General features: G+C 72.4%; 27 protein-coding genes. 4 read left to right on the top strand and 23 right to left on the bottom strand.

The genetic code is table 11. The annotated features are described in order from the left end of the window. Nucleotide 1 precedes the first annotated feature (1 nt). Nucleotides 2-727: a vWA domain-containing protein gene (locus ACVV2G_RS02605; RefSeq protein WP_453840890.1), complete on the bottom strand. Its 726-nt coding sequence runs from the start codon at nt 725-727 to the stop codon at nt 2-4. A gap of 150 nt (nt 728-877) precedes the next feature. On the opposite strand from ACVV2G_RS02605, the gene ACVV2G_RS02600 reads away from it, so the two are divergent. Together ACVV2G_RS02600 and ACVV2G_RS02595 are read left to right on the top strand one after the other, a co-directional pair. After that, nucleotides 878-1162 (top strand): hypothetical protein, encoded by a 285-nt coding sequence (locus tag ACVV2G_RS02600; RefSeq protein WP_453840889.1) that lies wholly within the window; start codon nt 878-880, stop codon nt 1160-1162. Next, the gene (locus ACVV2G_RS02595; protein WP_453840888.1) at nt 1159-2061 is read left to right on the top strand and encodes a chitosanase; all 903 of its coding nucleotides are present in this window, start codon (nt 1159-1161) and stop codon (nt 2059-2061) included. The genes ACVV2G_RS02600 and ACVV2G_RS02595 overlap by 4 nt, the downstream gene beginning before the upstream one ends. A gap of 101 nt (nt 2062-2162) precedes the next feature. Here ACVV2G_RS02595 and ACVV2G_RS02590 read toward each other — a convergent pair whose 3' ends face one another. The 14 genes from ACVV2G_RS02590 to hisI form a co-directional block, all read right to left on the bottom strand. Further along, a complete protein-coding gene (locus ACVV2G_RS02590; RefSeq protein WP_453840887.1) occupies nt 2163-3626 on the bottom strand; it encodes a glutamate synthase subunit beta in 1464 nt (487 codons plus the stop codon). Then, on the bottom strand, nt 3619-8163 hold the full coding sequence (gene gltB, locus ACVV2G_RS02585) for a glutamate synthase large subunit (protein ID WP_453840886.1): 4545 nt from the start codon (nt 8161-8163) through the stop codon (nt 3619-3621). Before gltB ends, ACVV2G_RS02590 begins: the two co-directional genes overlap by 8 nt. 425 nt (nt 8164-8588) lie before the next feature. After that, the gene (locus ACVV2G_RS02580; RefSeq protein WP_453840885.1) at nt 8589-9320 is read right to left on the bottom strand and encodes a VIT1/CCC1 transporter family protein; all 732 of its coding nucleotides are present in this window, start codon (nt 9318-9320) and stop codon (nt 8589-8591) included. A 254-nt stretch (nt 9321-9574) separates the two neighbouring features. Continuing rightward, nucleotides 9575-10603 (bottom strand): prolipoprotein diacylglyceryl transferase, encoded by a 1029-nt coding sequence (gene lgt / locus ACVV2G_RS02575; protein WP_453840884.1) that lies wholly within the window; start codon nt 10601-10603, stop codon nt 9575-9577. Between the two features lie 72 nt (nt 10604-10675). Further along, nucleotides 10676-11449: a DsbA family protein gene (locus tag ACVV2G_RS02570; RefSeq protein WP_453840883.1), complete on the bottom strand. Its 774-nt coding sequence runs from the start codon at nt 11447-11449 to the stop codon at nt 10676-10678. A gap of 83 nt (nt 11450-11532) precedes the next feature. Next, entirely contained in the window at nt 11533-12348 is an 816-nt protein-coding gene (gene trpA, locus ACVV2G_RS02565) for a tryptophan synthase subunit alpha (protein WP_453840882.1), read from the bottom strand. After that, complete coding sequence (trpB, locus tag ACVV2G_RS02560; RefSeq protein ID WP_453840881.1) at nt 12345-13631, bottom strand: tryptophan synthase subunit beta; 1287 nt, start codon at nt 13629-13631, stop codon at nt 12345-12347. Before trpB ends, trpA begins: the two co-directional genes overlap by 4 nt. 105 nt (nt 13632-13736) lie before the next feature. Beyond that, nucleotides 13737-13910: a tryptophan biosynthesis modulator TrpM gene (gene trpM / locus ACVV2G_RS02555; RefSeq protein ID WP_453840880.1), complete on the bottom strand. Its 174-nt coding sequence runs from the start codon at nt 13908-13910 to the stop codon at nt 13737-13739. A gap of 21 nt (nt 13911-13931) precedes the next feature. Then, nucleotides 13932-14741 carry an indole-3-glycerol phosphate synthase TrpC gene (gene trpC, locus ACVV2G_RS02550; protein ID WP_453840879.1) on the bottom strand — a complete coding sequence of 270 codons (810 nt, stop codon included), beginning with the start codon at nt 14739-14741 and terminating at the stop codon, nt 13932-13934. Between the two features lie 117 nt (nt 14742-14858). After that, entirely contained in the window at nt 14859-15368 is a 510-nt protein-coding gene (locus tag ACVV2G_RS02545) for a DUF2752 domain-containing protein (protein WP_453840878.1), read from the bottom strand. 93 nt (nt 15369-15461) lie between these two features. Further along, the gene (locus ACVV2G_RS02540; RefSeq protein ID WP_453840877.1) at nt 15462-15713 is read right to left on the bottom strand and encodes an HGxxPAAW family protein; all 252 of its coding nucleotides are present in this window, start codon (nt 15711-15713) and stop codon (nt 15462-15464) included. A 222-nt stretch (nt 15714-15935) separates the two neighbouring features. Next, on the bottom strand, nt 15936-16577 hold the full coding sequence (locus ACVV2G_RS02535) for a TIGR02234 family membrane protein (RefSeq protein WP_453840876.1): 642 nt from the start codon (nt 16575-16577) through the stop codon (nt 15936-15938). Between the two features lie 62 nt (nt 16578-16639). Next, nucleotides 16640-18130, bottom strand: coding sequence for an anthranilate synthase component I (locus ACVV2G_RS02530; protein WP_453840989.1), 1491 nt, complete (start codon nt 18128-18130; stop codon nt 16640-16642). Between the two features lie 20 nt (nt 18131-18150). Continuing rightward, nucleotides 18151-18543, bottom strand: a complete 393-nt coding sequence (gene hisI / locus ACVV2G_RS02525) for a phosphoribosyl-AMP cyclohydrolase (RefSeq protein WP_453840875.1) — start codon at nt 18541-18543, stop codon at nt 18151-18153. Between the two features lie 81 nt (nt 18544-18624). Between hisI and ACVV2G_RS02520 the strand changes: the two genes are divergently transcribed. Then, nucleotides 18625-19260 carry a TIGR03085 family metal-binding protein gene (locus ACVV2G_RS02520; RefSeq protein WP_453840874.1) on the top strand — a complete coding sequence of 212 codons (636 nt, stop codon included), beginning with the start codon at nt 18625-18627 and terminating at the stop codon, nt 19258-19260. Nucleotides 19261-19473: 213 nt separating this feature from the next. On the opposite strand, the gene hisF is transcribed toward ACVV2G_RS02520, so the two are convergent. The 8 genes from hisF to hisD are packed head-to-tail and all read right to left on the bottom strand — an operon-like array spanning nt 19474 to nt 25220. Beyond that, nucleotides 19474-20229: an imidazole glycerol phosphate synthase subunit HisF gene (gene hisF / locus ACVV2G_RS02515; protein WP_453840873.1), complete on the bottom strand. Its 756-nt coding sequence runs from the start codon at nt 20227-20229 to the stop codon at nt 19474-19476. Between the two features lie 25 nt (nt 20230-20254). Continuing rightward, a complete protein-coding gene (locus ACVV2G_RS02510; RefSeq protein ID WP_453840872.1) occupies nt 20255-20650 on the bottom strand; it encodes a RidA family protein in 396 nt (131 codons plus the stop codon). Between the two features lie 16 nt (nt 20651-20666). Then, complete coding sequence (priA, locus tag ACVV2G_RS02505; RefSeq protein WP_453840871.1) at nt 20667-21389, bottom strand: bifunctional 1-(5-phosphoribosyl)-5-((5-phosphoribosylamino)methylideneamino)imidazole-4-carboxamide isomerase/phosphoribosylanthranilate isomerase PriA; 723 nt, start codon at nt 21387-21389, stop codon at nt 20667-20669. A 2-nt stretch (nt 21390-21391) separates the two neighbouring features. Further along, nucleotides 21392-22030, bottom strand: coding sequence for an imidazole glycerol phosphate synthase subunit HisH (hisH, locus tag ACVV2G_RS02500; protein ID WP_453840870.1), 639 nt, complete (start codon nt 22028-22030; stop codon nt 21392-21394). Next, a complete protein-coding gene (locus tag ACVV2G_RS02495) occupies nt 22027-22191 on the bottom strand; it encodes a hypothetical protein (protein ID WP_453840869.1) in 165 nt (54 codons plus the stop codon). Before ACVV2G_RS02495 ends, hisH begins: the two co-directional genes overlap by 4 nt. A gap of 4 nt (nt 22192-22195) precedes the next feature. Continuing rightward, a complete protein-coding gene (gene hisB, locus ACVV2G_RS02490) occupies nt 22196-22789 on the bottom strand; it encodes an imidazoleglycerol-phosphate dehydratase HisB (RefSeq protein WP_453840868.1) in 594 nt (197 codons plus the stop codon). Beyond that, nucleotides 22786-23898, bottom strand: a complete 1113-nt coding sequence (locus tag ACVV2G_RS02485) for a histidinol-phosphate transaminase (protein ID WP_453840867.1) — start codon at nt 23896-23898, stop codon at nt 22786-22788. The genes hisB and ACVV2G_RS02485 overlap by 4 nt, the downstream gene beginning before the upstream one ends. After that, entirely contained in the window at nt 23895-25220 is a 1326-nt protein-coding gene (gene hisD, locus ACVV2G_RS02480; protein WP_453840866.1) for a histidinol dehydrogenase, read from the bottom strand. The genes ACVV2G_RS02485 and hisD overlap by 4 nt, the downstream gene beginning before the upstream one ends. A 200-nt stretch (nt 25221-25420) precedes the next feature. Between hisD and ACVV2G_RS02475 the strand changes: the two genes are divergently transcribed. Further along, entirely contained in the window at nt 25421-26998 is a 1578-nt protein-coding gene (locus tag ACVV2G_RS02475; RefSeq protein WP_453840865.1) for an oxidoreductase, read from the top strand. Nucleotides 26999-27000: the final 2 nt, after the last annotated feature.

Below are 27000 nucleotides of genomic sequence, written 5' to 3'. Positions count from 1 at the left end.
CTCAGGCCGGTCGTACGATGCCCTGCGCGCGAGCGGCCGCCAGCCACTGGGGGAACTCCCCCACCAGGCGGTCGTACAGCTCGTCGTCGGTCACCTTCCGCGGGTCGCGGCCCGCGTGGAAGAACCCGGCGTTGTCGACGACCCGCTTCTCCGGCACCGGCAGTTCGTCGAGTGCGCGCAGGTAGTCGAACTGGCGGCTGCCGGGGTCGCCGAATCCGACGAACTGCCAGAACAGGGGCAGCGGGGCCGCCTTGCACAGGTAGCGCTGCGCGGCGAGCTTGTTGACGGGTCCGCCGTCGGTCTGGAAGACGACCAGGGCGGGGTGGCGGGTGCCGCTGTCGAGGTAGTGGTCGATGACGGCGTCCATGGCCAGGTGGTAGCTGGTCCTGCCCATGTGCCCGAGGCCGGCCACGATCCGCTCGATCCGTCCCCGGTGGTCGGCGAGCGCGATCTCGGTGACGGCGTCGACGTCCGTGGAGAAGAACACCACCGGCACGGTGCCGTCGTCGTCGAGGTGGGCGGACAGCCCCAGCACCCGCTCGGCGAGTCCCTGCACGCTGCCGTCCGCGTAGTACGGCCTCATGGAACCGGAGTAGTCGACGACGAGGTAGACCGCGGCCCTGGTCCCCGCCAGGCCGTGCTTCCGCAGCGACACCCCGGCGCTCTCGTACGGACCGACCAGCGCGGGCGCCGTCTCCCGCACCTTCGTGAGACTGATCGCGGCCATGCGGACTCCCCCTGCCCCGGACGTACGGCACGTGACTGCCGAGGTTACGGCACGGCCCACCCCGCCTCTCAGCTCGTCCACAGGCATTCGCTATTTTGTTCGCCGTCGTCCCCACCGGCGCACCGTCCGTCCCGTCCCGAGGAGCCGGCCGTGGATTCCGACTCCACCGTCACCACCCGCCAGGCCTCGGCCCACCGTTACGCGGCCTTCCTGCCGCGGTGGCCGGCGGTGTCCGCGGAGCCCGCCTCCTGGCAGGGCCGCCTCGGCGCTCCGCCGGCGGGCGGAGCGCCGGCCCTGGCGACCGCGCACGCGCCCCGGGACGGCCGGCGGTCGGCGGTGCGGACCGGTGCGTGCGCGGGGTTGGCGGTGCCGCCAGCGGTGACGGCGGCGGCGATCAAGGTGTCGGTCCTGACAGGCGGAGGTATTCCCCTATGAAACGTGCCGGTGTGCTGCTCCTCGCGGCCGTTCCAGTGATCGCCACGGGGGTGTACTTCGTCATGCCGGCGGACTCGGCGGACGCCCCGGCGACGCCGCCCGTGGCCGGCGCCCCGTCGTCCCGCGAGGACGCCAAGAACCGGGCGGAGCAGGAGCGGGCGGCGGACGACGCGATCGTCGCCGGCCGGCCGCCGGGGCTCGCCGCTCCCGCGAAGAAGGAGCTGGCCCAGCAGCTGGTGTCCAGCGCCGAGGCCTCGACCACGCAGTGGCGCACCTCGTACGGCACCATCGACGACGTCGGCGACGGGTGCGGCTACACGGCGGGCATCATCGGCTTCTGTACCGGCACGCACGACCTGCTGGCGCTGGTCGAGCGCTACACCGAGGCCCACCCGGGCAACGGTCTCGCGGCCTATCTGCCCGCCCTGCGCGAGGTGGACGGCACCGACTCGCACGAGGGGCTGGACCCCGGTTTCACGGCCGCCTGGCGGGCGGAGGCGGAGCTGCCGGCGTTCCGCGAGGCCCAGGAGACGGAGCGCGACCGGGTCTACTTCGAACCGGCGGTGCGCCTCGCGAAGCTGGACGGCCTCGGCACGCTGGGGCAGTTCGTCTACTTCGACGCGATGGTCTTCCACGGGCCGGACACGGACGCCGAGGGCTTCTACGGGTTGCGCGAGCGGACCATGCGCAAGGCGAAGACGCCGGGGCAGGGCGGCGACGAGAAGACCTACCTGAACGCATTCCTGGACGTCCGCCGCGCCGCCATGCGGGCGAAGCGTCCGGGCACCGACACCTCCCGCGTCGACACGGCGCAGCGCCGGTTCCTGGAGGCCGGGAACATGGAGCTGGACACGCCGCTGGTGTGGGAGGTGTACGGGGCCACCTACAAGCTGCCCTGAGCATGCGACGGCGCCTGCCCCTTCGTCCGGTCGGGGACGGGGCAGGCGCCATCAGTGTTCCGCACGCCTTTGTGCGGGACGCTTTTCGGTTGTTCCGACCCTCAGACCGCGAGGGCGCGGTCCGTCGGGCGGATCGGGGCCGGCAGTTCGCTGGCTCCGGTCAGGAAGCGGTCGGCGCCGCGGGCGGCCGAGCGGCCCTCCGCGATCGCCCAGACGATGAGCGACTGGCCGCGGCCGGCGTCACCGGCGACGAACACACCCGGCACGTTGGTCTGGAAGTCGGCGTCCCGGGCGATGTTACCGCGTTCGTCCAGCTCCAGGCCGAACTGGTCGACCAGTCCGTTCTCCCGGTCGGTGCCGGTGAAGCCCATCGCGAGGGTGACCAGCTGGGCCGGGATCTTGCGCTCGGTGCCCGGCTTCGGGGTGAGCCGGCCGTCGATGAACTCGACCTCGCTCATGTGCAGCCACTGGACGTTGCCGTCCTCGTCGCCCTCGAAGTGGGTGGTGGAGACGGCGTAGACGCGCTCGCCGCCCTCCTCGTGGGCGCTCGTGACCTTGTAGAGCATCGGGAACGTCGGCCACGGCTGGCGCACCGCGTCCCGCTCCTCGCCCGGCCGGGGCATGATCTCCAGCTGGGTGACGGAGGCCGCGCCCTGGCGGTGGGCGGTGCCCACGCAGTCGGCGCCGGTGTCGCCGCCGCCGATGACGACGACGTGCTTGCCCTCGGCGGAGAGGGGGGCGGTGACGTAGTCGCCCTCCTGGACCTTGTTGGCCAGGGGCAGGTACTCCATCGCCTGGTGGATGCCCTTGAGCTCGCGGCCGGGGACCGGCAGGTCGCGGGCGGTGGTGGCACCGGCGGCGATGACGACGGCGTCGTAGCGCTTCTTGAGGTCGGTGGCCTTCAGGTCGCGGCCGATCTCGACGCCGGTGCGGAAGCGGGTGCCCTCCGCGCGCATCTGCTCGATGCGGCGGTTGATGTGCCGCTTCTCCATCTTGAACTCGGGGATGCCGTAGCGCAGCAGGCCCCCGATGCGGTCCGCGCGCTCGTAGACGGCGACGGTGTGGCCGGCCCGGGTGAGCTGCTGGGCGGCGGCCAGGCCCGCCGGGCCCGAGCCGATGACCGCGACGGTCTTGCCGGACAGGCGCTCCGGGATCTGCGGGGCGACGTCCCCGGTCTCCCACGCCTTGTCGATGATCGAGACCTCGACGTTCTTGATGGTGACCGCCGGCTGGTTGATGCCGAGGACACACGCCGACTCGCACGGGGCCGGGCACAGGCGGCCGGTGAACTCCGGGAAGTTGTTGGTGGCGTGCAGGCGCTCCTGCGCGGCCGACCAGTCCTCGCGGTAGGCGTAGTCGTTCCACTCGGGGATCAGGTTCCCGAGCGGGCAGCCGTTGTGGCAGAACGGGATGCCGCAGTCCATGCAGCGGCTGGCCTGCTTGCTGATGATCGGCAGCAGGGAGCCGGGGACGTAGACCTCGTTCCAGTCCTTGACGCGCTCCTCGACGGGGCGGGTCTTGGCGACCTCGCGGCCGTGGTTCAGGAAGCCCTTGGGATCAGCCATTGGTCGCCGCCTCCATCATCTTCTCGGTGATCTCGGTCTCGGAGAGACCGGCTCGCTCGGCGGCGTCCTTGGCGGCGAGCACTGCCTTGTACGTGCTGGGGATGATCTTGCCGAAGCGCTCCACGGCGGTGGGCCAGTCGGCGAGCAGCTTCTCGGCGACCGTGGAGCCCGTCTCCTCCCGGTGGCGGCGCACCACGTCGTGCAGCCACTGCTTGTCGGCGTCGTCGAGCGCCTCGATGGCGCCGGCGTTGCCGGCGTTGACGTTGTCGCGGTCGAGGTCGATGACGTACGCGACGCCACCGGACATCCCGGCCGCGAAGTTGCGCCCGGTCTCGCCGAGGACGACCGCGTGGCCGCCGGTCATGTACTCGCAGCCGTGGTCGCCGACGCCCTCGGAGACGACCAGCGCGCCGGAGTTGCGGACGCAGAAGCGCTCGCCGACCTTGCCGCGCAGGAACATCTCGCCGCCGGTGGCGCCGTAGCCGATGGTGTTGCCGGCGATGGTGGAGTACTCGGCGAGGTGGTCGGCACCCCGGTCGGGGCGGACGACGATGCGGCCGCCGGACAGGCCCTTGCCGACGTAGTCGTTGGCGTCGCCCTCCAGGCGCAGCGTGACGCCGCGCGGGACGAAGGCGCCGAAGGACTGGCCGGCGGAGCCGGTGAAGGTGATGTCGACGGTGTCCTCGGGCAGGCCGGCGCCGCCGAACTTCTTCGTCACCTCGTGGCCGAGCATGGTGCCGACCGTGCGGTTGATGTTGCGGATCGCGACCTGGGCGCGCACCGGCGCGGCGTCGGTGGCGCTGGGGGCGGCCAGTGCGTCCGACGCGAGCTTGATCAGCTGGTTGTCGAGCGCCTTCTCCAGACCGTGGTCCTGGGCGACGGTCCGGTGGCGCACCGCGCCCTCGGCCAGCGCGGGCACGTGGAACAGCGGCTCCAGGTCCAGGCCCTGTGCCTTCCAGTGGTCGACCGCGCGGGTGACGTCGAGGGTCTCGGCGTGGCCGACGGCCTCCTCGATGGAGCGGAAGCCCAGCTCGGCGAGGATCTCGCGGACCTCTTCGGCGATGAACGTGAAGAAGTTGACGATGTACTCGGCCTTGCCGGAGAACCGGTCGCGCAGCACCGGGTTCTGGGTGGCGATGCCGACCGGGCAGGTGTCCAGGTGGCAGACGCGCATCATGACGCAGCCGGAGACGACGAGCGGCGCGGTCGCGAAACCGAACTCCTCGGCGCCGAGCAGCGCGGCGATGACGACGTCCCGGCCGGTCTTGAGCTGGCCGTCGGTCTGGACGACGATCCGGTCGCGCAGGCCGTTGAGCAGCAGGGTCTGCTGGGTCTCGGCGAGGCCGAGTTCCCAGGGCCCGCCGGCGTGCTTGAGCGACGTGAGCGGGGAGGCGCCCGTGCCGCCGTCGTGGCCGGAGATGAGGACGACGTCCGCGTGCGCCTTGGACACACCCGCCGCGACCGTGCCGACGCCGACCTCGGAGACCAGCTTGACGTGAATCCGCGCCTGCGGGTTCGCGTTCTTCAGGTCGTGGATCAGCTGGGCCAGGTCCTCGATGGAGTAGATGTCGTGGTGCGGCGGCGGCGAGATCAGGCCGACGCCCGGAGTGCTGTGCCGGGTCCTGGCGACCCAGGGGTACACCTTGTGGCCGGGCAGCTGGCCGCCCTCGCCGGGCTTGGCGCCCTGCGCCATCTTGATCTGGATGTCGTCCGCGTTGACCAGGTACTCGCTGGTGACGCCGAAGCGGCCGGAGGCGACCTGCTTGATCGAGGAGCGGCGCGCCGGGTCGTACAGGCGCTCCGGGTCCTCGCCGCCCTCGCCGGTGTTGGACTTGCCGCCCAGCTGGTTCATGGCGATGGCGAGGGTCTCGTGCGCCTCCTGGGAGATGGAGCCGTACGACATGGCGCCGGTGGAGAAGCGCTTGACGATCTCGGAGACGGGCTCGACCTCGTCGACGGGGATCGGCTGCCGGTCGCTCCGGAAGCCGAACAGGCCGCGCAGCGTCATCAGGCGCTCGGACTGCTCGTTCACGCGCTCGGTGTACTTCTTGAAGATGTCGTACGTGCCGGAGCGCGTGGAGTGCTGGAGGCGGAAGACCGTCTCCGGGTCGAACAGGTGGGGCTCGCCCTCGCGGCGCCACTGGTACTCGCCGCCGATGTCCAGGGCACGGTGCGCCGGCGCGATGCCGCTGGCCGGGTAGGCCTTGGCGTGCCGGGCGGCGACCTCCTTGGCGATCACGTCGATGCCGACGCCGCCGATCTTGGTGGCCGTGCCGTTGAAGTACGTCGCGACGAACTCCTGGTCGAGGCCGACGGCCTCGAAGACCTGGGCGCCGCGGTAGGAGGCGACGGTGGAGATGCCCATCTTGGACATCACCTTGAGGACGCCCTTGCCGAGGGCGTAGATCAGGTTGCGGATGGCCTGCTCGGGCTCGCCGTCGACCGCCTGCAGGAAGGTGCCCGCGCGGACCAGGTCCTCGACGGACTCCATGGCGAGGTACGGGTTGACGGCCGCGGCGCCGTAGCCGATGAGCAGGGCGACGTGGTGGACCTCGCGGACGTCGCCGGCCTCGATCAGCAGGCCCACCTCGGTGCGCTGCTTGGTGCGGATGAGGTGGTGGTGGACGGCCGAGGTGAGCAGCAGCGACGGGATCGGGGCGTGCTCGGCGTCCGAGTGGCGGTCGGAGAGGACGATCAGCCGGGCGCCGTTCTCGATGGCGGCGTCGGTCTCGGCACAGATCTCCTCTATGCGCGCGGCGAGGGCGTCACCGCCGCCGTGCACCCGGTAGAGGCCGGAGAGGGTCGCGGCCTTGAAGCCGGGCATGTCGCCGTCGGCGTTGATGTGGATGAGCTTGGCCAGCTCGTCGTTGTCGATGACCGGGAAGGGCAGCAGGACGCTGCGGCAGGAGGCGGCCGACGGCTCCAGCAGGTTGCCCTGCGGGCCGAGCGACGAGCGCAGGGAGGTGACCAGTTCCTCGCGGATCGCGTCCAGCGGCGGATTGGTGACCTGGGCGAAGAGCTGGGTGAAGTAGTCGAAGAGCAGCCGCGGGCGGTCGGAGAGCGCCGCGATCGGCGAGTCCGTGCCCATGGAGCCGATCGGCTCGGCGCCGGCCTTGGCCATCGGCGCGAGGATGACGCGCAGCTCCTCCTCGGTGTACCCGAAGGTCTGCTGGCGGCGGGTGACCGAGGCGTGGGTGTGCACGATGTGCTCGCGCTCGGGCAGGTCGGACAGCTCGATCTCGCCGGCCTCGATCCACTCGGCGTACGGCTTCTCCGCCGCGAGCCGGGCCTTGATCTCGTCGTCCTCGATGATGCGGTGCTCGGCGGTGTCCACGAGGAACATCCGGCCGGGCTGGAGGCGGCCCTTGCGGACGACCCTGGCCGGGTCGATGTCGAGCACGCCGACCTCGGAGCCGAGGACGACGAGGCCGTCGTCGGTGACCCAGTAGCGGCCGGGGCGCAGACCGTTGCGGTCGAGCACGGCGCCGACCTGGGTGCCGTCGGTGAAGGTGACGCAGGCGGGGCCGTCCCAGGGCTCCATCATCGTGGAGTGGAACTGGTAGAAGGCGCGCCGGGCCGGGTCCATGGAGTCGTGGTTCTCCCACGCCTCGGGGATCATCATCAGCACCGAGTGCGGCAGCGAACGCCCGCCGAGGTGCAGCAGCTCCAGCACCTCGTCGAAGGAGGCGGAGTCCGAGGCGTCCGGCGTGCAGACCGGGAAGATCCGCTCCAGGTCCGAGGACGAGCCGAACAGGTCCGAGGCGAGCTGGGACTCGCGGGCGCGCATCCAGTTGCGGTTGCCCTTGACCGTGTTGATCTCGCCGTTGTGCGCGACGAAGCGGTACGGGTGGGCCAGCGGCCAGCTCGGGAAGGTGTTCGTGGAGAACCGGGAGTGCACGAGGGCGATCGCGGAGGCGAAGCGCCGGTCGGACAGGTCCGGGAAGAACGGCTCGAGCTGGCCGGTGGTCAGCATGCCCTTGTAGACGATGGTCCGCGCGGACAACGACGGGAAGTAGACGCCGACCTCGCGCTCGGCGCGCTTGCGCAGCGCGAAGGCGCGGCGGTCGAGGGCGATGCCCTGCGAGACGCCGTCGGCCACGAAGACCTGGCGGAAGACCGGCATGGTCGAACGCGCGGTGGCGCCCAGCATCTGCGGGGCGACCGGAACCTCGCGCCAGCCGAGGACGGTCAGGCCCTCCTCGGCCGCGATCGCCTCGATCCGCGAGACGGCGTCCTCGGTGCCGTCCACCGGCAGGAAGGCGATGCCGACGGCGTACGCCCCGGCCTCGGGCAGCTCGAATTCGGCCACCTCGCGGAAGAAGGTGTCGGGCACCTGGGAGAGGATGCCCGCCCCGTCGCCCGAGTCGGGCTCGGAGCCGGTGGCACCGCGGTGCTCCAGGTTGCGCAGCACGGTGAGCGCCTGGTCGACCAGGTTGTGCGACGCCTCGCCGGTGAGAGTGGCGACGAAACCGACGCCGCAGGCGTCGTGCTCGTTGCGGGGGTCGTACATACCCTGCGCAGCAGGGCGAGCATCCATGAAGGACCAGTTCTGGCCATTCGCGGAATGCTGGGACGGCTGGCGCGGCGTACGCATCGGCTCTCCCGTCGTCGTCATCTGGCATGTACATGTGCCGAGGGACGACGTTGGCCCTCTGCGTGAGTGCAAAATTTCGTGCAGGTTACATGATGGAGCGGTTCTCGGGAACCGGGATAATCCGTTCCAGCATGCGGACGCCGAGGGTGGCGGCGTGGGTGCCGCGCCCGGCGGCGGAAGCCACGGGGACCGAGGGGACGGGTCGCCGCCCGTCGGCCCGAAGGGGCGGAGGAAGCCTCGTCGCCCCCTCCGGGGTGCGCCGCAGGCCTCATTGCCCACAGCGCTTACGGCTCATGCCCGGGGATCACGCACTCGAAACCAGCGAGTAACGGCTATTTATGCGGTCCCCTGCATAAGTACGAGCCGGACTATCCTAGGGCCGTTCCGAACAGACTGCCCAGGACGTACGTCACACCGGCCGCCGCGCCACCGAGGACGAGCTGGCGCAGCCCGCTGTACCACCAGCTGCGCGCCGTCACCTTGGCGACCACCGCGCCGCACAGGAACAGCCCGGCCAGCGCGAGCAGCACCGCGGGCCACAGCGCACTCGCCCCGAGCAGGAAGGGCAGCACGGGGAGCAGGGCGCCCAGTGCGAACGACCCGAACGACGACACGGCCGCGACCAGCGGCGAGGGCAGGTCGCCGGGGTCGATGCCCAGTTCCTCGCGGGCGTGTATCTCCAGGGCCTGCTCGGGGTCGCGGGACAACTGCCGGGCCACCTCGCGGGCGAGCCGCGACTCGACACCGCGCGCCTCGTACAGTGCGGCCAGCTCGGCCTCCTCGTCCGCCGGGTGCTTCCTCAGCTCCCCGCGCTCCACGTCCAGCTCGGCCTCGACCAGCTCACGCTGCGAGGCGACGGAGGTGTACTCGCCGGCGGCCATGGAGAAGGCGCCGGCGGCCAGGCCGGCCAGGCCGCTCAGCACGACGGTCTGCTGGCCCGCCGCACCGCCCGCGACACCGGTCATCAGGGCGAGGTTGGAGACCAGGCCGTCCATCGCGCCGAAGACGGCGGGGCGCAGCCAGCCGCCGTTCACGTCGCGGTGCGTGTGGTTGTCGCGGTGCGCCTCGTGCAGCGGCGCCTCGGTTTCGATGATGGCCATACGGGCCCCCCGGACAGCTAGTCTGGATCAGTTCTACTTTTCGACAACAACCAATCTACGCCGGTCATTTCCGCTCCGCCAGCAAGGAAAGCCTGGGCTTACCTGCGGCTTTACCCTTTCCTGCTCCTCCGTGATCTTGGCCGCAAGGAGGCAGGACCGGGCGACGCCGGCGCCTGGTCCTGCCCTGCCCTGACACACGCCGAGGGCGCCCGGAGTGACTCCGGGCGCCCTCGGCGACGTACGGCGGCGGGCCGTCAGCCCTTCTCGGCCGAGTCGGCCCCGCCCTTCGCGACCTTCACGTCCTTCGCGATCTTCACGTCCTGCTCGTCCTTCACGTCCTGCTCGTCCTTCAGGTGCTGCTCGTCCTTCTCGGTGCCGTCCCCGGTGCTGCTCCCGGAGCCGGCGCCGGCGTCCTCGGAGCCGGCGGCCTCCTCGGGCGTTTCCGCGGCCCCGCCGCCGTCGGCTTCCGCGTCCGGCTCGACGACGTCCTCCCGGCCCGGCCGCATCCGCGCCGACAGGACGATGTACACCACGGCGAGCACGAAGACAAAGAGCGCGGTCCAGTTGTTCAGCCGGAGGCCCAGGATGTGGTGGGCGTCGTCGACGCGCATGTACTCGATCCAGAACCGGCCCGCGCAGTACGCGGCGACGTAGAGCGCGAACGCCCGCCCGTGGCCGAGCGTGAAGCGGCGGTCGGCCCAGATCACGAGCAGGGCCACGCCGACGCACCACAGCGACTCGTACAGGAACGTCGGGTGGTAGGTGCCCGGCATCCGGCCGTCGGCCGACGAGGTGATCTCCACCGCCCACGGCAGGTCGGTGGCCTTGCCGTACAGCTCCTGGTTGAACCAGTTGCCCCAGCGGCCGATGGCCTGCGCGAGGGCGATGCCGGGGGCGACGGCGTCGGCGTACGCGGGCATCGGGATGCCCCGGCGCCGGGCGCCGATCCAGGCGCCCAGCGCGCCGAACGCGATCGCGCCCCAGATGCCGAGGCCGCCCTCCCAGATCTTGAAGGCGTCGACCCAGTCACGGCCCTCGCTGAAGTACAGCTGGTAGTCCGTGATCACGTGGTAGAGGCGGCCGCCGATCAGGCCGAACGGAACGGCCCAGACCGCGATGTCGGCCACCGTCCCGGGCCGCCCGCCCCGGGCGATCCAGCGCTTGTTGCCGAGCCAGACGGCAACGAACACGCCGATGATGATGCAGAACGCGTAGCCGCGCAGCGGGATGGGACCGAGGTGCAGCACCCCGCGCGACGGGCTGGGAATGAAGGCAAGTTCCATGGCAGGGTCGACGCTACCGTGTCGGACGGCGCCCGCGTCGGGCGGCCCGGCTACGGGTCCGTAACACCGCCGCTACGCGTTGGCCTCCCGCACCAGTTGCTTCAGTTTCGCCGGCGTCATGGTGCGGTCATGGTAGATGTTCTTGCCGTCCAGCAGGACGGTCGGCGTGCCGCTGAAGCCTCCGGTGCGGAAGGCCTCGTTGGACTTCTCCACCCAGCTGTTGTGCTTGCCGCCCTCGACGCACTCCTGGAACGGGGTGCCGTCGAGGCCGTCGACCTTGCCCGCCAGCTCGATCAGCTTGCTCTCGTCGGCGAAGGCGTCGTCGGTCTCCGGGGGCTGGTTGGTGAACAGCACGTCGTGGTACGGCGTGAACTTCCCGGCGTCCTGGGCGCAGGCCGCGGCGTTGGCCGCCGTGCGGGAGCCGGTGCCGCCCATGTTGCCGTCGATGATGGTCGCCAGGTGGTACTCGACCTTGAGCTGCCCGGCGTCGACGAGCTCGTGGACGGTGTCGCGGTACGCCAGCTCGAACGCCTTGCAGGCCGGGCAGCGGAAGTCCTCCCAGATGACCAGGGTCGACTTGGCGCTCTCCTCGCCGACGGGGATCGCGAGGCCGTCCTTGCCCTGCGCGCCCGAGGGCGCCACGATCGGGCCCGCCGCCTCACTGCCGTCGTCCTTTCCCGCGTTGGCGGCGAGCACGCCGATCACCGCCGCGAGACCCAGGACGCAGACCACGCTCGCGCCGACGATCAGCGCGCGCCGGCGCTTGTCCTTGGACTTCTGCTTCTCGCGCTCCACCGCCAGCTTCTGACGGGCGGTGCGCTTTCCCTCTCGGTTCTTCTCGCTCACACCCGCAGAACGAACCGGGGAGGCGCAGCGCGCCTCCCCGTTCCCAGGTCCACCCGTACGAGGGACCCGCCACGCACGCGTCGTCACGCCCGTCCGCGCACGCCCTCGGCCAGGTCGGCGGCGAGCGCGCGGACGCCCTCCAGTCCGGCCGCGTCGTCGGGGGCGTCCAGCATCCGCTTGACGAACGCCGAGCCGACGATCACCCCGTCGGCGAAACCGGCGACCTCGGCCGCCTGCGCGGCGTTGGAGACGCCGAGTCCGACGCAGACCGGGGTGCCGGTGGTGGCGCGGGTGCGCCGCACCAGGTCCTCGGCCTGCCCGCCGACCGACTCGCGGGTGCCGGTGACGCCCATGAGGGAGGCGGCGTAGACGAAGCCGCTGCCGGCCGCGGTGATCTCGGCGAGCCGCTCGTCCCTGCTGCTGGGCGCGACCACGAAGACGGTGGCGAGCCCGTGCTTGTCCGCGTGCTCCCGCCACAGTGCCGATTCCTGGACCGGCAGGTCGGGCAGGATGCAGCCGGCGCCGCCCGCCTCGGCCAGTTCGGCGGTGAAGCGCTCGACGCCGTAGCGGTCGATGGGGTTCCAGTACGTCATGACGAGGATCGGCTTGCCGGTGGCCGCGTGCGCCTCCCGGACCGTGCGCATCACGTCGGCGATGCGGACGCCTCCGCGCAGGGCGATGTCGTCGGCGGTCTGGATGACCGGGCCGTCGAGGACCGGGTCGCTGTGCGGCAGACCGACCTCGACGACGTCGGCGCCGCCGTCGAGCGCGGCCTTGACCGCCTCGATGCCGCCGTCCACGGTCGGGAACCCGGCCGGGAGGTAGGCGATGAGGGCGGCGCGGCCCTCGGCCCTGGCCGCGGCGAGGGTGTCGTCCAGCAGTCGTACGTTCCCGCTCACTTGGCGTCCCCCTCGATCTCGGCGGTGGTGCCGGCCTCGTCGGCGGCGACCTCGGCGTCGGTGTCGTACAGCCCGAAGTAGCGGGCGGCGGTGTCCATGTCCTTGTCGCCGCGGCCGGACAGGTTGACGACGATCAGCCCGTCCCCGCCCAGTTCCCGGCCGACCTCCAGGGCGCCGGCCAGCGCGTGGGCGCTCTCGATGGCCGGGATGATGCCCTCGGTGCGCGACAGCAGGCGCAGGGCCCGCATGGCGGCGTCGTCGGTGACCGCGCGGTACTCGCCGCGGCCGGAGTCCTTGAGGTAGGAGTGCTCGGGGCCGATGCCCGGGTAGTCCAGACCGGCCGAGATGGAGTACGGCTCGGTGATCTGGCCCTCGTCGTCCTGGAGGACGTAGGAGCGGGAGCCGTGCAGGATGCCGGGCTCGCCCGCGGTCAGGGTGGCCGCGTGCTCGCCGGTCTCGACGCCGTGTCCGGCGGGCTCGCAGCCGATGAGGCGGACGTCCGGGTCGGGGATGAAGGCGTGGAAGAGGCCGATGGCGTTGGAGCCGCCGCCGACGCAGGCGATCGCGGCGTCGGGCAGGCGTCCGGCCTGCTCCAGGAGCTGGCGGCGGGCCTCGACGCCGATGACGCGGTGGAAGTCGCGCACCATCGCCGGGAAGGGGTGCGGGCCGGCGACGGTGCCGAAGAGGTAGTGGGTGCGGTCGACGTTGGCGACCCAGTCGCGGAAGGCCTCGTTGATGGCGTCCTTGAGCGTGCGGCTGCCGGACTTGACGGCGATGACCTGGGCGCCGAGCATGCGCATGCGGGCCACGTTGAGGGCCTGGCGCTGCGTGTCGATCTCGCCCATGTAGATCGTGCAGTCGAGGCCGAAGAGCGCGCAGGCCGTCGCCGTCGCCACGCCGTGCTGGCCGGCGCCGGTCTCCGCGATCACGCGGGTCTTGCCCATGCGCTTGGTGAGCAGGGCCTGGCCGAGCACGTTGTTGATCTTGTGCGAGCCGGTGTGGTTCAGGTCCTCGCGCTTGAGGAAGACGCGGGCGCCGCCGGCGTGCTCGGCGAAACGGGGGACCTCGGTGAGGGACGACGGGCGGCCCGTGTAGTGGACCAGCAGGTCGTCGAGTTCACGGGCGAACTCGGGGTCGGTCTTGGCCTTGTCGTACTCGACGGCGACCTCGTCCACGGCGGCGACGAGGGCCTCCGGGATGAACTTGCCGCCGAACGCGCCGAAGTAGCCCTCGGCGCTGGGGATCCGGCCCTCCGGATCGGGGACGAAGAAGTTGCTGGGCATGCGTGGGCCTCACGGTGAGTGGGTGAACGGACACGGGTCGCCGCGGGGGCGGGGTCTCCGACGGCTGCGGGCCGTCCATGGCGTGTCGCGCAGTACCCCGCGCCCCTAGAGGGCGCGCTGCCATCGACGGCCGTTCACCTGTCCCGGTTCGTCACCGATGACGTACCGCACCCGGCGGCCGTGCACCCGGCGGGCGGGCGCGCGGCACCCCCGGGGCCGGCAGCCGCGCGCGAGGCGGGCGTACGGGTCCCGGGCCGCCAGGGTGAGGGGAAGCGTCATCGGGGTCAGCCTACCGGGATGTCAGCCCCGGCCGTGCCGCAGCGCCGGGTGCTCGCCGGCGGCCACCAGGTCGGAGACGGCCGTCTTCGGGTCGCGGCCGGTGACGAGGGACTCGCCGACCAGGACGGCGTCGGCGCCCTCGTTGGCGTAGGCGATGAGGTCGTGCGGTCCGCGGACGCCGGACTCGGCGACCTTGACGATGTGCGCCGGGATCTCCGGGGCGACCCGCTCGAAGGTGCCGCGGTCGACCTCCAGCGTCTTCAGGTTGCGCGCGTTGACGCCGATGATCCCGGCGCCGGCGTCCACCGCGCGCTCGACCTCGTCCTCGTCGTGCACCTCGACGAGCGGGGTGAGGCCGATGGACCCGGCGCGCTCGATCAGCGACTCCAGCGCCGGCTGGTCGAGGGCCGCGACGATCAGCAGCACGAGGTCGGCGCCGTGCGCACGGGCCTCCCACAGCTGGTACGAGGTGACGATGAAGTCCTTGCGCAGCACGGGGATGTCCACGCGCGCGCGTACCGAGTCCAGGTCGGCGAGCGAACCGCCGAAGCGGCGCTGCTCGGTGAGGACGGAGATGACGGCGGCGCCGCCCGCCTCGTAGTCCGCGGCGAGTCCGGCCGGGTCGGCGATGGCGGCCAGCGCGCCCTTGGACGGGCTGGAGCGCTTGACCTCGCAGATGACCTTGACGCCGTTGCCGCGCAGGGCGGACACGCCGTCCTTGGCGGGGCGGGCCTTGGCCGCGCGCTCCTTGAGCTCGTCGAGGCTGACGCGCGCCTGCCGCTCCGCGAGGTCGGCACGGACTCCGTCGATGATCTCGTCGAGCACACTCACGCGAGCGGCCCCCTTTCAGACGGCGAAACCTGTGGTCACTGTGATGGTATCCGGAGCGGGGCACCTGGCCCGCATCCGGTGGATGCCGGTCCCATCACCTGGACGTTCGCCGGATGATCAAGGGATGAGCCAGCCGCCGAACGGCAGGTTCCGGACGACCGTGAAGGCCAGCAGCAACGACCCCAGCGTCCACAGGTGCGCCGGACCGAGGTCGAGCCGCACCGGGCGGCCGCGCACCACGCGGATCACCCAGGCGGTCCACAGCACGGCGAACCCCAGGTAGCCGAGGACGGCCGGCGCGTTGGCCTGGAGCGCGGTCAGCACGTCGCCGTGGACGAACGCGTGGGCGCTGCGCAGGCCGCCGCAGCCGGGGCAGTGGACGCCCGTGAAACGCAGCAGGGGGCAGACGGGGTAGTGGCCGGCCTCGTTGGGGTCCACGCTCCCCACGTAGGCGAAGGCCCCGGTGACGGCGGCGAGCACCCCGGCCGGGACGGCCAGGCGCGCCGCCACGGAGCGGCGCGCGGTCACGGCCGACGGGGGCGCGGCCCCCCGGGCCGGCACGGGGGCGTCCCGTGGCACGGTCGTGCTCTGCGTCGGCTTCCCGGTCTCGGCGTCCACGCTCCGCATTCTGCACCGGGCGTGCCGTACCCGCACGCGAGGGACGGCCCCGGCACCCTCGTGCCGGTCCGCCCCTCGGGAGTACCGCCCTCGCCGTGCCGGTCAGCCCTTGGCGTCGGCCGGCGCGCGCTCGCCGGTGACCTGGTGCACGGGGTGGTTCTGCTTCGGCTGGCCGAGGCCCATCATGCGCATGATGCCGCCCACGGCACCGCCGAGGAGCACGACCACCATGCCGGCCCAGAAGCCCACCGGCTGGGCCGCCACCATGAACACGCCCGCGATGCAGAAACCGATGAAGGCGATGATGACACCCGTCCAGGCGGCCGGGGTGTGACCGTGGCTGCTGCCCGACATTGCTTGCTCCTCGTTGCTGTGTGCCAAGTCTGAGCAGGACGCTCGCGCCCATTGTCCCGCACGGGCGGGCGCGCCGTCAGCGGGGGTGCTCCTCACACGCGCGTGGCGGGCGACGTGCCGACGAGTGGCACGGGGAGACGCACCGGGCGCTCCTCACGTCACGCGCGCGTGGCGGACACCGGTCGGCCGCGGCGCGGGGCGCGGTGTCCACGGGCGCGCGGGTCAGGAGCCGGTGGGGTCCTCGCCGCGGTCGAGGGCCTTCCACAGGTCCTCGGGCCGGTCCGGATCGACGGTCTGCGGGGTGCGGCGTGGCCGCGGCGTGCCGTCCCGCTCGTAGCGGCCGGACATCGCGGGCCAGAGCCGGCCGTAGCGCAGGGCGAGCAGGCCGGCCAGCAGCAGCAGGGCGCCGCCCACGGCCGCGGCGTACGGCCAGGCGGTGTGGGAGAGGGCGTCCACGGTGGCCGAGGTGTCCCCGGCGGCCTGCGCGGCCTGGTCGTCCAGGGCGGAGCTGTCGGAGGCGCCGGCCAGGGCCGCGGCCGCGGTGCCCGCGCCGCTCAGCGCGAGCAGGGCGGCGACGGCGAACCGGCCCGCGCGGCGTACGGCGAAGACGGCGACGAGCGCGGCGAGGCCCACTATGGCGAGCGCCGCGGGTACGCCCGTGACGTCGCTGCCCTTGGCGGTCAGGGGGAACGCGCCGCCGGCCACCGTCGCGGTGCCCTCCGCCCACTCCTGCCGGGTGGCGAGCAGGGCGACGGCCGCGCCGAGCGCGCCGCACAGGAGGGCGGTCGCGAGGCTCCGGCGGCCGGCCCGGGAGGGGCCTGCGGCTGGGGTACGGGGGTGAGGAACGGCTGTCACGTACTCCACTATCACCCGAACCCCGGGCGAACCGTCACCCGGGGCTCGGATTGGCGGACGTGAGAATCGCCCTACCGCCCCAGCCGGTTGGCCGTGTGCACCGCCCGGAGCACCGCCGCCGCCTTGTTGCGGCACTCGGTGTCCTCGGCGACCGGGTCGGAGTCGGCGACGACGCCGGCGCCCGCCTGCACGTAGGCCGTGCCGTCGCGCAGCAGTGCCGTGCGGATGGCGATGGCGGTGTCGGAGTCGCCCGCGAAGTCGAGGTAGCCGACACAGCCGCCGTACAGGCCGCGCCGGGACGGTTCGAGTTCGTCGATGATCTGCAGGGCCCGTGGCTTGGGCGCCCCGGAGAGGGTGCCGGCCGGGAAGCAGGCGGTGAGGACGTCGAAGGCGGTGCGGTCCGGGGCGACCCGGCCGGTGACCGTCGAGACGATGTGCATGACGTGCGAGTAGCGCTCGACGGACATGAAGTCGACCACCTCGACCGAGCCGGGTTCGCAGACGCGCCCGAGGTCGTTGCGGCCGAGGTCGACGAGCATGAGGTGCTCGGCGCGCTCCTTGGGATCGGCGAGCAGCTCGTCGGCGAGGGCCTGGTCCTCCTGCGGGGTGGCGCCGCGGGGCCGGGTGCCGGCGATGGGGTGGACCATGGCCCGCCCGTCCTCGACCTTCACCAGGGCCTCCGGGGAGGAACCGACGACGTCGAAGCCGTCGAGGCGGAGCAGGTACATGTACGGCGACGGGTTGGTGGCCCGCAGCACCCGGTACACGTCCAGGGCGCTCGCCGTGCACGGCGTCTCGAAGCGCTGCGAGGGGACGACCTGGAAGGCCTCGCCCGCGCGGATGCGCTCCTTGATGTCCTCGACGGCCTCCCGGTAGTCGGGGCCGCCCCACAGCGCGGTGTACTCGGGCAGCTCGGACGGCGGCAGCGCGGCCGGGGGCTGGGCGACCGCGCGGGTGAGGTCGGCCTCCATGGCGTCCAGGCGGGCGATCGCGTCGGCGTAGGCCTCGTCGACGCCCGTCTCCAGGTCGTTGTGGTTGATCGCGTTGGCGATCAACAGGACCGAGCCCTCCCAGTGGTCCATGACGGCGAGGTCGCTGGTGAGCAGCATGGTCAGCTCGGGGAGCTTCAGGTCGTCGCGCTCCCCCGGGCCGACCTTCTCCAGGCGGCGCACGATGTCGTAGCCGAGGTAGCCGACCATGCCGCCGGTGAAGGGCGGCAGGCCCAGGCCCTGGGCGAGGTCGCGCGGGGTGTGCAGGGCTTCGACGGTGGCGCGCAGGGCGGCGAGCGGGTCGCCGCCGGTGGGGACGCCGACGGGCGGGGTGCCCTGCCAGTGGGCCTCGCCGTCCCGCTCGGTGAGGGTGGCGGCGCTGCGGACCCCGACGAAGGAGTACCGGGACCAGGACCGCCCGTTCTCCGCGGACTCCAGCAGGAACGTGCCGGGGCGCTCGGCGGCGAGCTTGCGGTACAGCGCGACCGGGGTGTCGCCGTCGGCGAGGAGCTTGCGGCCGACGGGGATCACCCGGCGGTCGGCGGCCAGCTTGCGGAAGGTCTCGAGGTCCATGTCGTCCATGGCGGCAGACCCTACTGATCCGCGCCGGGCGCGGCGGCACGTGTGCCGTCCGCGAGGAGCACGTCGGCGTCGAAGCAGGTCCGGGCGCCGGTGTGGCAGGCGGCGCCGACCTGGTCGACCTTGACCAGGACGGTGTCGGCGTCGCAGTCCAGGGCGACGGACTTCACCCACTGGAAGTGCCCGGAGGTGTCTCCCTTGACCCAGTACTCCCGGCGGCTGCGGGACCAGTAGGTGCAGCGTCCCGTCGTCAGCGTGCGGTGCAGCGCCTCGTCGTCCATCCAGCCGAGCATCAGCACCTCCCCGGTGTCGTACTGCTGGGCGATGGCGGGCAGGAGGCCGTCGGCGCTGCGCTTGAGGCGCGCCGTGATCGCCGGGGCGAGCGGGCTGGGGGAGCTGCTGGTCATGCGCCCATTGTGCCGCGTGGGACGGACACGCCCCGGCGCTGTCCATTGGGCGGACCCGGCCGACGGCCGTAGGCTGACTGCATGTCGACTTTCGCCAAGCGTGAACGACTTCTGCTCGCCGACCTGTTGGAGACGGCGGGGCCCGAGGCCCCGACCCTGTGCGAGGGCTGGCGGACCCGCGACCTCGCCGCGCACGTGGTGGTGCGCGAGCGACGGCCGGACGCTGCCGGGGGCTCCCTGATCAAACAGCTGGCGTCCCGGCTGGACCGCGTGATGGAGGAGTACGGCGCCAAACCCTACGAGGAACTGCTCCAGCTGATCCGCACCGGCCCTCCCCGGTTCTCGCCGTTCCAGCTCAAGCAGGTCGACGAGGCCGCGAACACGGTGGAGTTCTACATCCACTCCGAGGACGTCCGCCGTGCCCAGCCCGACTGGTCGCCGCGCGAGCTGGACCCGGTCTTCCAGGACGCCCTGTGGTCCCGCCTGGAGCGCACCGCGCGCCTGGTGGGCCGGGGCATCCCGACGGGCCTGGTGCTGCGCCGTCCGAACGGCCAGACGACGGTCGCCCACCGCGGCACGCCCGTGGTGACGGCGACCGGCGAGCCGTCTGAGCTGCTGCTGCTCGCGTACGGGCGGCAGAGCGCCGCGAAGGTGGAGCTGGAGGGCGAGCCGGACGCGATCGCGAAGTTGCACGAGACCAAGCAGCTCGGGCTCTGACACCGGGCGCCCCGGGGCCGCCGCGGGCCGGACGGCGGAGCGGCACCCCGGGCTCCCGGCGCGCGCCGGAGTCCGGGCGCCACGCGTCCGGCGGCCCCACCACGAGGCAGGGCCCGGCGCGGTGTCCGCGACGCGTCCGGCGGACCCACCGCGGGGCGCGGCGGCGCGCCCCGGATCGGAGCGCGCCGCCGCCGCGCCCCGCGGTGGGTACGGCTAGCGCACGGGGTGCCCCGCCCCCCGCAGTGTCTCCTTCACCTGGCCGATCCGCAGGTCCCCGAAGTGGAAGACGGACGCCGCCAGCACCGCGTCCGCGCCCGCCGTGACGGCCGGCGGGAAGTCGGTGAGGCGGCCCGCGCCGCCGGAGGCGATGACCGGGACGGTCACGTGCTTGCGGACCGCCGCGATCATCTCCAGGTCGTAGCCGTCCTTCGTGCCGTCCGCGTCCATGGAGTTCAGCAGGATCTCCCCCGCGCCCAGCTCGGCCGCGCGGTGCGCCCACTCCACCGCGTCGATGCCGGTGCCGCGCCGGCCGCCGTGCGTCGTCACCTCGAAGGAGCCGCCCTCGCCGCGGCGCGCGTCGACCGACAGGACCAGGACCTGGCGGCCGAAGCGCTCGGCGATCTCGCGGATCAGGTCGGGGCGGGCGATGGCGGCCGTGTTCACGCCCACCTTGTCCGCGCCGGCCCGCAGCAGCTTGTCGACGTCGTCGGCGGTGCGCACGCCGCCGCCGACGGTCAGCGGGATGAACACCTGCTCGGCGGTGCGGCGCACCACGTCGTACGTCGTCTCCCGGTTGCCCGACGAGGCGGTGATGTCCAGGAACGTCAGCTCGTCGGCGCCCTCGGTGTCGTACACCTTGGCCATCTCGACGGGGTCGCCCGCGTCGCGCAGGTTCTGGAAGTTGACGCCCTTGACGACCCGGCCGTCGTCCACGTCCAGGCAGGGGATGACTCGGACCGCCAGGGTCATGAATCCACGGCTCCTCTGATGCTTCTCACTGTCCTCTGAATGCTTCGAGCTCCACCGACACCAGGACGCGCGAGTCCATGAAGCCCTGCACGACGAGCAGGGTCGTGACCGGGCGTACGGAGTCGAACAGCTCCTTGTGCGCGCGGCCCACCTCGTCGACGTCACGGGAGTGTGCCAGGTGCACGCGGGTCCGGATGACGGACTCGATGCCCAGACCGAAGGCGCCGATCGCCTCGACCGCGGTGGTGAAGGCCACCTTGGTCTGCTCGTACGGGTCGCCGTCGCCGTACAGCACGTCGCCGTTGAAGGCGGTCGTGCCCGCCACGAGCACGTGGTCGCCCGCCGCCACGGCCCGTGCGAAACCGAAGGACTCCTCCCAGGGACTGCCGCTCTGCACGCGCCGTACGGCTTCGGCTGTCATGACGCTGTGTCCGAGTTCACGACGTGGCCTCCAGGGCTTCTTCCAGGGTGAACGCCTTCGCGTACAGGGCCTTCCCGACGATGGCCCCCTCGACACCGGCCGGGACGAGACCGGCGATCGCGCGCAGGTCGTCGAGGGACGACACGCCGCCGGACGCCACGACCGGGCGGTCGGTGGCGGCGCACACGTTCTTCAGGAGCTCCAGGTTCGGGCCCTGGAGGGTGCCGTCCTTGGCGATGTCGGTGACGACGTACCGGGCGCAGCCCTCCTTGTCGAGACGGTCCAGCGTCTCGTAGAGGTCGCCGCCGTCCCGGGTCCAGCCGCGGCCCCGGAGCGTGGTGCCCCGGACGTCCAGGCCGACCGCGATCTTGTCGCCGTGCTCGGCGATGACCTCGGCGACCCACTGGGGGGTCTCCAGGGCGGCCGTGCCGAGGTTCACCCGGGTGCAGCCGGTGGCGAGCGCGGCGGCGAGGGTGTCGTCGTCGCGGATGCCTCCGGACAGCTCCACCTTGATGTCCATGGCCCTGGCGACCTCGGCGATCAGCTCGCGGTTGTCCCCGGTGCCGAAGGCGGCGTCCAGGTCGACCAGGTGCAGCCACTCGGCTCCGGAGCGCTGCCAGGCGAGGGCGGCCTCCAGCGGGGAGCCGTAGGAGGTCTCGGTGCCGGACTCGCCGTGCACGAGGCGGACGGCCTGGCCGTCGCGGACGTCGACGGCGGGGAGGAGTTCGAGCTTGCTCATCTCTACAGGGTCTCGATCCAGTTGGTGAGGAGCTGGGCTCCGGCGTCGCCGGACTTCTCGGGGTGGAACTGCGTGGCCCACAGGGCGCCGTTCTCCACGGCCGCCACGAAGGGCTTGCCGTGCGTGGACCAGGTGACCCGGGGGGCGGCGATCAGCGGGTTGTGCGACTCCAGCGACCAGTCGTGGACGGCGTAGGAGTGCACGAAGTAGAAGCGGGCGTCCGCGTCCAGGCCGGCGAAGAGCCGGGAGCCGGCCGGGGCCTCGACCGTGTTCCAGCCCATGTGCGGCACGATGTCGGCCTGGAGCGGTCCGACGGTGCCGGGCCATTCGTCCAGGCCCTCCGCCTCCACGCCGTGCTCGATGCCGCGTGCGAACAGGATCTGCATGCCGACGCAGATGCCCATCACCGGGCGCCCGCCCGACAGCCGGCGTTCGACGACCCAGTCGCCTCGGGCGGCCTTCAGGCCGTCCATGCAGGCGGCGAAGGCGCCGACGCCCGGGACCAGCAGTCCGTCGGCGTTCATGGCCCGGTCGTAGTCACCGGTGATCTCGACGTCGGCTCCCGCGCGCGCGAGGGCGCGCTCGGCGGAGCGGACGTTGCCGAAGCCGTAGTCGAAGACGACGACCCGCTTGGCGGTCAATTCCAGACCTCCAGCCTCAGGACGCCGGCGATCAGGCACATCGCGGCGCCGATGGACAGCAGCACGATCAGGCTCTTGGGCATCTGCTGCTTGGCGAAGGAGATGATGCCGCCGACGAGGAAGAGGCCGACGACGATCAGTGCGGTGGACGTACCGTTCATGGGGTTACAGCGCGCCCTTCGTGGAGGGCAGGATGCCGGCCGCGCGCGGGTCGCGCTCGGACGCGTAGCGCAGGGCGCGGGCCAGCGCCTTGAACTGGCACTCCACGATGTGGTGGGCGTTGCGTCCGTACGGCACGTGCACGTGCAGCGCGATCTGCGCCTGGGCGACGAAGGACTCCAGGATGTGCCGGGTCATCGTGGTGTCGTACTCACCGATCATGGGCGCCATCTTCTCGGGCTCGGTGTGCACGAGGTAGGGGCGGCCGGACAGGTCGACGGTGACCTGGGCGAGGGACTCGTCCAGCGGGACCGTGCAGTTGCCGAATCGGTAGATGCCCACCTTGTCGCCGAGGGCCTGCTTGAAGGCGGCGCCCAGCGCGAGGGCGGTGTCCTCGATGGTGTGGTGGGAGTCGATGTGCAGGTCGCCCTCGGTCTTCACGGTGAGATCGAACAGACCGTGCCGGCCGAGCTGGTCGAGCATGTGGTCGTAGAAGCCGACGCCGGTCCTGATGTCGGTCCTGCCGGTGCCGTCGAGGTCGATCTCGACGAGGACCGAGGTCTCTTTGGTGGTGCGCTCCACGCGCCCTACGCGGCTCATGAATCCTGCTCCTTCTTCAGCTGACGGACCGCGTCGAGGAACGCGTCGTTCTCGGCCGGGGTTCCGGCGGTCACCCGCAGCCACCCCGGTACGCCGTTGTCGCGGACCAGCACGCCCCGGTCGAGGATCCGCCGCCAGACGGCGTGGGCGTCCTCGAACCGGCCGAACTGGACGAAGTTGGCGTCGGACTCCGTCACCTCGTAACCCGCGGCGCGCAGTTCGACGACGAGCCGGTCCCGTTCGGTCTTGAGCTGCTCGACGTAGCCCAGCAGCGTGCCGGTGTGCTCCAGGGCGGCCAGCGCGGTGGCCTGGGTGACGGCGGAGAGGTGGTACGGCAGCCGGACCAGCTGGACGGCGTCGACCACCGCCGGGTCGGCGGCGAGGTAGCCGAGGCGCAGCCCGGCGGCGCCGAACGCCTTGGACATGGTGCGGGAGACCACCAGGTGCGGGCGGCCCGCCAGCAGCGGCAGCAGCGAGTCGCCGTGGCTGAACTCGACGTACGCCTCGTCCACGACGACCATCGACGGCTTGGCCGCCTGCGCGGCGTCGTACAGCGCGCGGACGGTGGCGGGCGGGACCGCGGTACCGGTGGGGTTGTTGGGGGTGGTGATGAAGACGACGTCGGGCCGGTGCTCGGCGACGGCCCGCTCGGCCGCCGCGAGGTCGATGGTGAAGTCCTCGTTGCGCGGGCCGGAGATCCAGCCGGTGCCGGTGCCGCGGGCGATGAGGCCGTGCATCGAGTACGAGGGCTCGAAGCCCATGGCGGTGCGGCCGGGTCCGCCGAAGGTCTGCAGCAGCTGCTGGATGACCTCGTTGGAGCCGTTGGCGGCCCACACCTGGCCGACGCCGACGGGGTGGCCGCCGGTCGTGGTCAGGTACTCGGCGAGCCGGGTGCGCAGCTCGACGGCGTCCCGGTCCGGGTAGCGGTTGAGGTGCCGGGCCGCCTCGCGCACCCGCTCCGCGATCCGCTCGACCAGCGCTTCGGGCAGCGGGTAGGGGTTCTCGTTGGTGTTCAGCCGTACCGGTACGTCGAGCTGGGGGGCGCCGTAGGGGGTCTTGCCGCGCAGCTCGTCCCGTACGGGGAGATCGTCGATGCGGATGTCGCTCACGTGCCCTCGGGGACCTTCCACTCGAACCTCGCCTTGATCGCCGCACCGTGCGCGGGCAGGTCCTCCGCCTCCGCCAGCGTCACCACGTGGTGCGCGACCTCGGCCAGCGCGTCGCGCGTGTAGTCGACGATGTGGATGCCGCGCAGGAAGGACTGCACGGACAGTCCCGAGGAGTGGCAGGCGCAGCCGCCGGTGGGCAGGACGTGGTTGGACCCCGCCGCGTAGTCGCCGAGCGAGACGGGCGCCCAGGGGCCGACGAAGACCGCGCCGGCGTTCTTCACGCGGTCGGCGACCGCCGCCGCGTCGGCCGTCTGGATCTCCAGGTGCTCGGCGCCGTAGGCGTCGACCACGCGCAGGCCCTCGTCCAGACCGTCGACCAGGACGATCGCGGACTGGCGGCCCGCGAGGGCCGGGCGGATGCGGTCCTCGATGTGCTTGGTGGCCTCGACCTGGGGCTGGAGCTCCTTCTCGACCGCGTCCGCGAGTTCCTCGGAGTCGGTGACCAGGACGGCCGCCGCCAGCGGGTCGTGCTCGGCCTGGCTGATCAGGTCGGCGGCCACGTGGGCCGGGTCGGCCGTGGCATCGGCGAGGACGGCGATCTCGGTCGGTCCGGCCTCGGCGTCGATGCCGATCCGGCCGGTGAAATAGCGCTTGGCGGCGGCGACCCAGATGTTGCCGGGGCCGGTGACCATGTTGGCGGGCGGGCAGGACTCGGTGCCGTACGCGAACATCGCGACGGCGGTGGCGCCGCCGGCCGCGTACACCTCGTCGACGCCGAGCAGGGCGCACGCGGCGAGGATCGTCGGGTGCGGCAGGCCGTCGAACTCCGCCTGCGCCGGGGAGGCGAGGGCGACCGACGCGACACCGGCCTCCTGCGCGGGCACGACGTTCATGATCACCGACGACGGGTACACCGACCGTCCGCCGGGCGCGTACAGACCGACCCGCTCGACCGGCACCCACTTCTCGGTGACCGAGCCGCCGGGGACGACCTGCGTGGTACGGGTGGTGCGGCGCTGCTCCCGGTGGACGAGCCGGGCGCGGCGGATGGACTCCTCCAGGGCCGCGCGCACGGCCGGGTCGAGCTCCTCCAGCGCGCGCGTGAGCGCGGCGGCCGGGACCCGCACCCGGTCGAGCCGGACGCCGTCGAACTGCTCGGCGAAGTCGATCAGCGCCGCGTCGCCACGATGATGCACGGCCTCGCAGATCGGACGCACCTTCTCCAGGGCGGCCGAGACGTCGAAGTCGGCTCGGGGCAGCAGGTCACGCAGGGCGGGGCCCTCGGGGAGGGCGTCGCCGCGCAGATCGATTCGGGAGATCACGGAACCAATTCTCTCAGACCCGCGTCGGGAGTCGTTCGCGCGTATCAATGGCTGATACAGAACGCCGCGTCCTTGGCGGGCGGCGGCGGAACTCCGGCATCCCGTCCTCACTTTGAGTGTTCGGAGCATCACGCAGTGGGCATGAACGGTTGTACGAAGGGTGAGCGACCGACGAGTAGCCGGGGAGGGAGTGAAGCACCGTGACCGAAGGGGCGGGCCACCGTGACGGAGAGCTGCCGGACGACCTGACCGCCGCCGAGGCCGGCATGTGGCAGGCCTTCCGCAACGGCAGTGTGTACGACCTGCGCAGTGGCGACGCGCTCCTCGACGACCCGCACGGCGGGCATCCGTGGGGGCCCGAGCGGACCGTGCGGGCGCGCATCGTGTGCTGGCTGCTTCTCGACGGTCCGCCGGCGCTGGCGGGCCGGGTGTCCTCGCTGCAGCTCGTGGGCGTGCGGATCAGCGACACGATGGATCTCGCGGGCGGCACGGTGGTGCCGTACGTCGAGCTGCGGGGCTGCCGCTTCGAGCGGGAGGTGCTGCTGCCGGAGACCCGTTTCACGACCGTCCGGCTGGTGGACTGCTACGTGCCCCGGCTGGAGGCGGCCCGGCTGCAGACCGAGGGCGACCTGCATCTGCCGCGTTCCCGCTTCCCGGGCGGAATCCGCCTCACGGACGCGCAGATAGGCACCGACCTGCTGCTCAACCAGGCGATCGTGCACCGGGACCGCAGCGGGCGCTCCATCGCCGCGGACGGCCTGACCGTCGGGCAGGACCTCCAGGCCGAGATGCTGGAGTCGTACGGCGAGGTGAGTCTGCGCAGCGCCCAGGTCGGCGTCTCGCTGAGCCTGCGCGGGGCCCGGCTCCTCAACCCGTACACCCGGCACGCGCTGAACGCCCCGCAGCTGACGGTGGAACGCACGCTGTACATGACCCCGGCGGGCCTGGGCAGCCCGCTGCTGAGGGGCACGACCCCGGCGCAGGGGACGCGCATCCAGCGGTTCGAGTGCGAGGGCGGGGTGCGGCTGGACGACGGACGGTTCGGCGACGCCGTCGACCTGGAGCACGCCCGGTTCACCTTCACCGACGACCAGGAGCTGTCGCTGCGCCGGGTGCAGACGCCCGAGCTGCGGTTCCTCGGTGAGCGGCCGGCGCGCGGCCGGGTGGTGCTGTCGGGCGCCCGGGTCGTCAACCTGATGGACCGCGCGGCCAGCTGGCCGGGCCCGGGCCGGCTGCACATGGGCGGCTTCGCCTACGAGAACCTGGTGCCCCGGGGGCCGTTCCCGCTGGAGAAGCGGCTGCGGTGGGTGGGCGCGGCGACCGCCGAGTACAACCCGGAGCCGTACGAGCGGCTCGCCGCGGTCCTGCGGGCGGGCGGCGAGGACGAGGACGCCCGCGAGGTGCTGCTCGCCAAGCACCGCAGACGCCGCGAGGGCCTGCCCGTCGCCGCGAAGCTCGTGGGCTACGCCCAGGACTGGACGGTCGCCTACGGCTACCGGCCGGGCCGGGCCGCGGTGTGGATGGCGGTGCTGTGGGCGGCGGGTTCGCTGGCCTTCGCGCGCGCCGCCCCGCCACCGGTGAAGAGCGACGAGCATCCGGACTGGAACCCGGCCCTCTTCGCCCTCGACCTGCTGCTGCCGGTCATCGACCTCGGCCAGGCCGCCTCCTGGCAGCTCCGTGACGGCTGGCAGTGGCTGGCGACGGCCCTGATCCTGCTGGGCTGGGTCCTGGCGACGACGGTGGCGGCGGGCGCGACACGGCTCCTGCGGCGGAACTGACC

This window comes from Streptomyces sp. JK94 (assembly GCF_053613315.1).
This window is presented reverse-complemented; position numbering and strand designations above follow the sequence as displayed.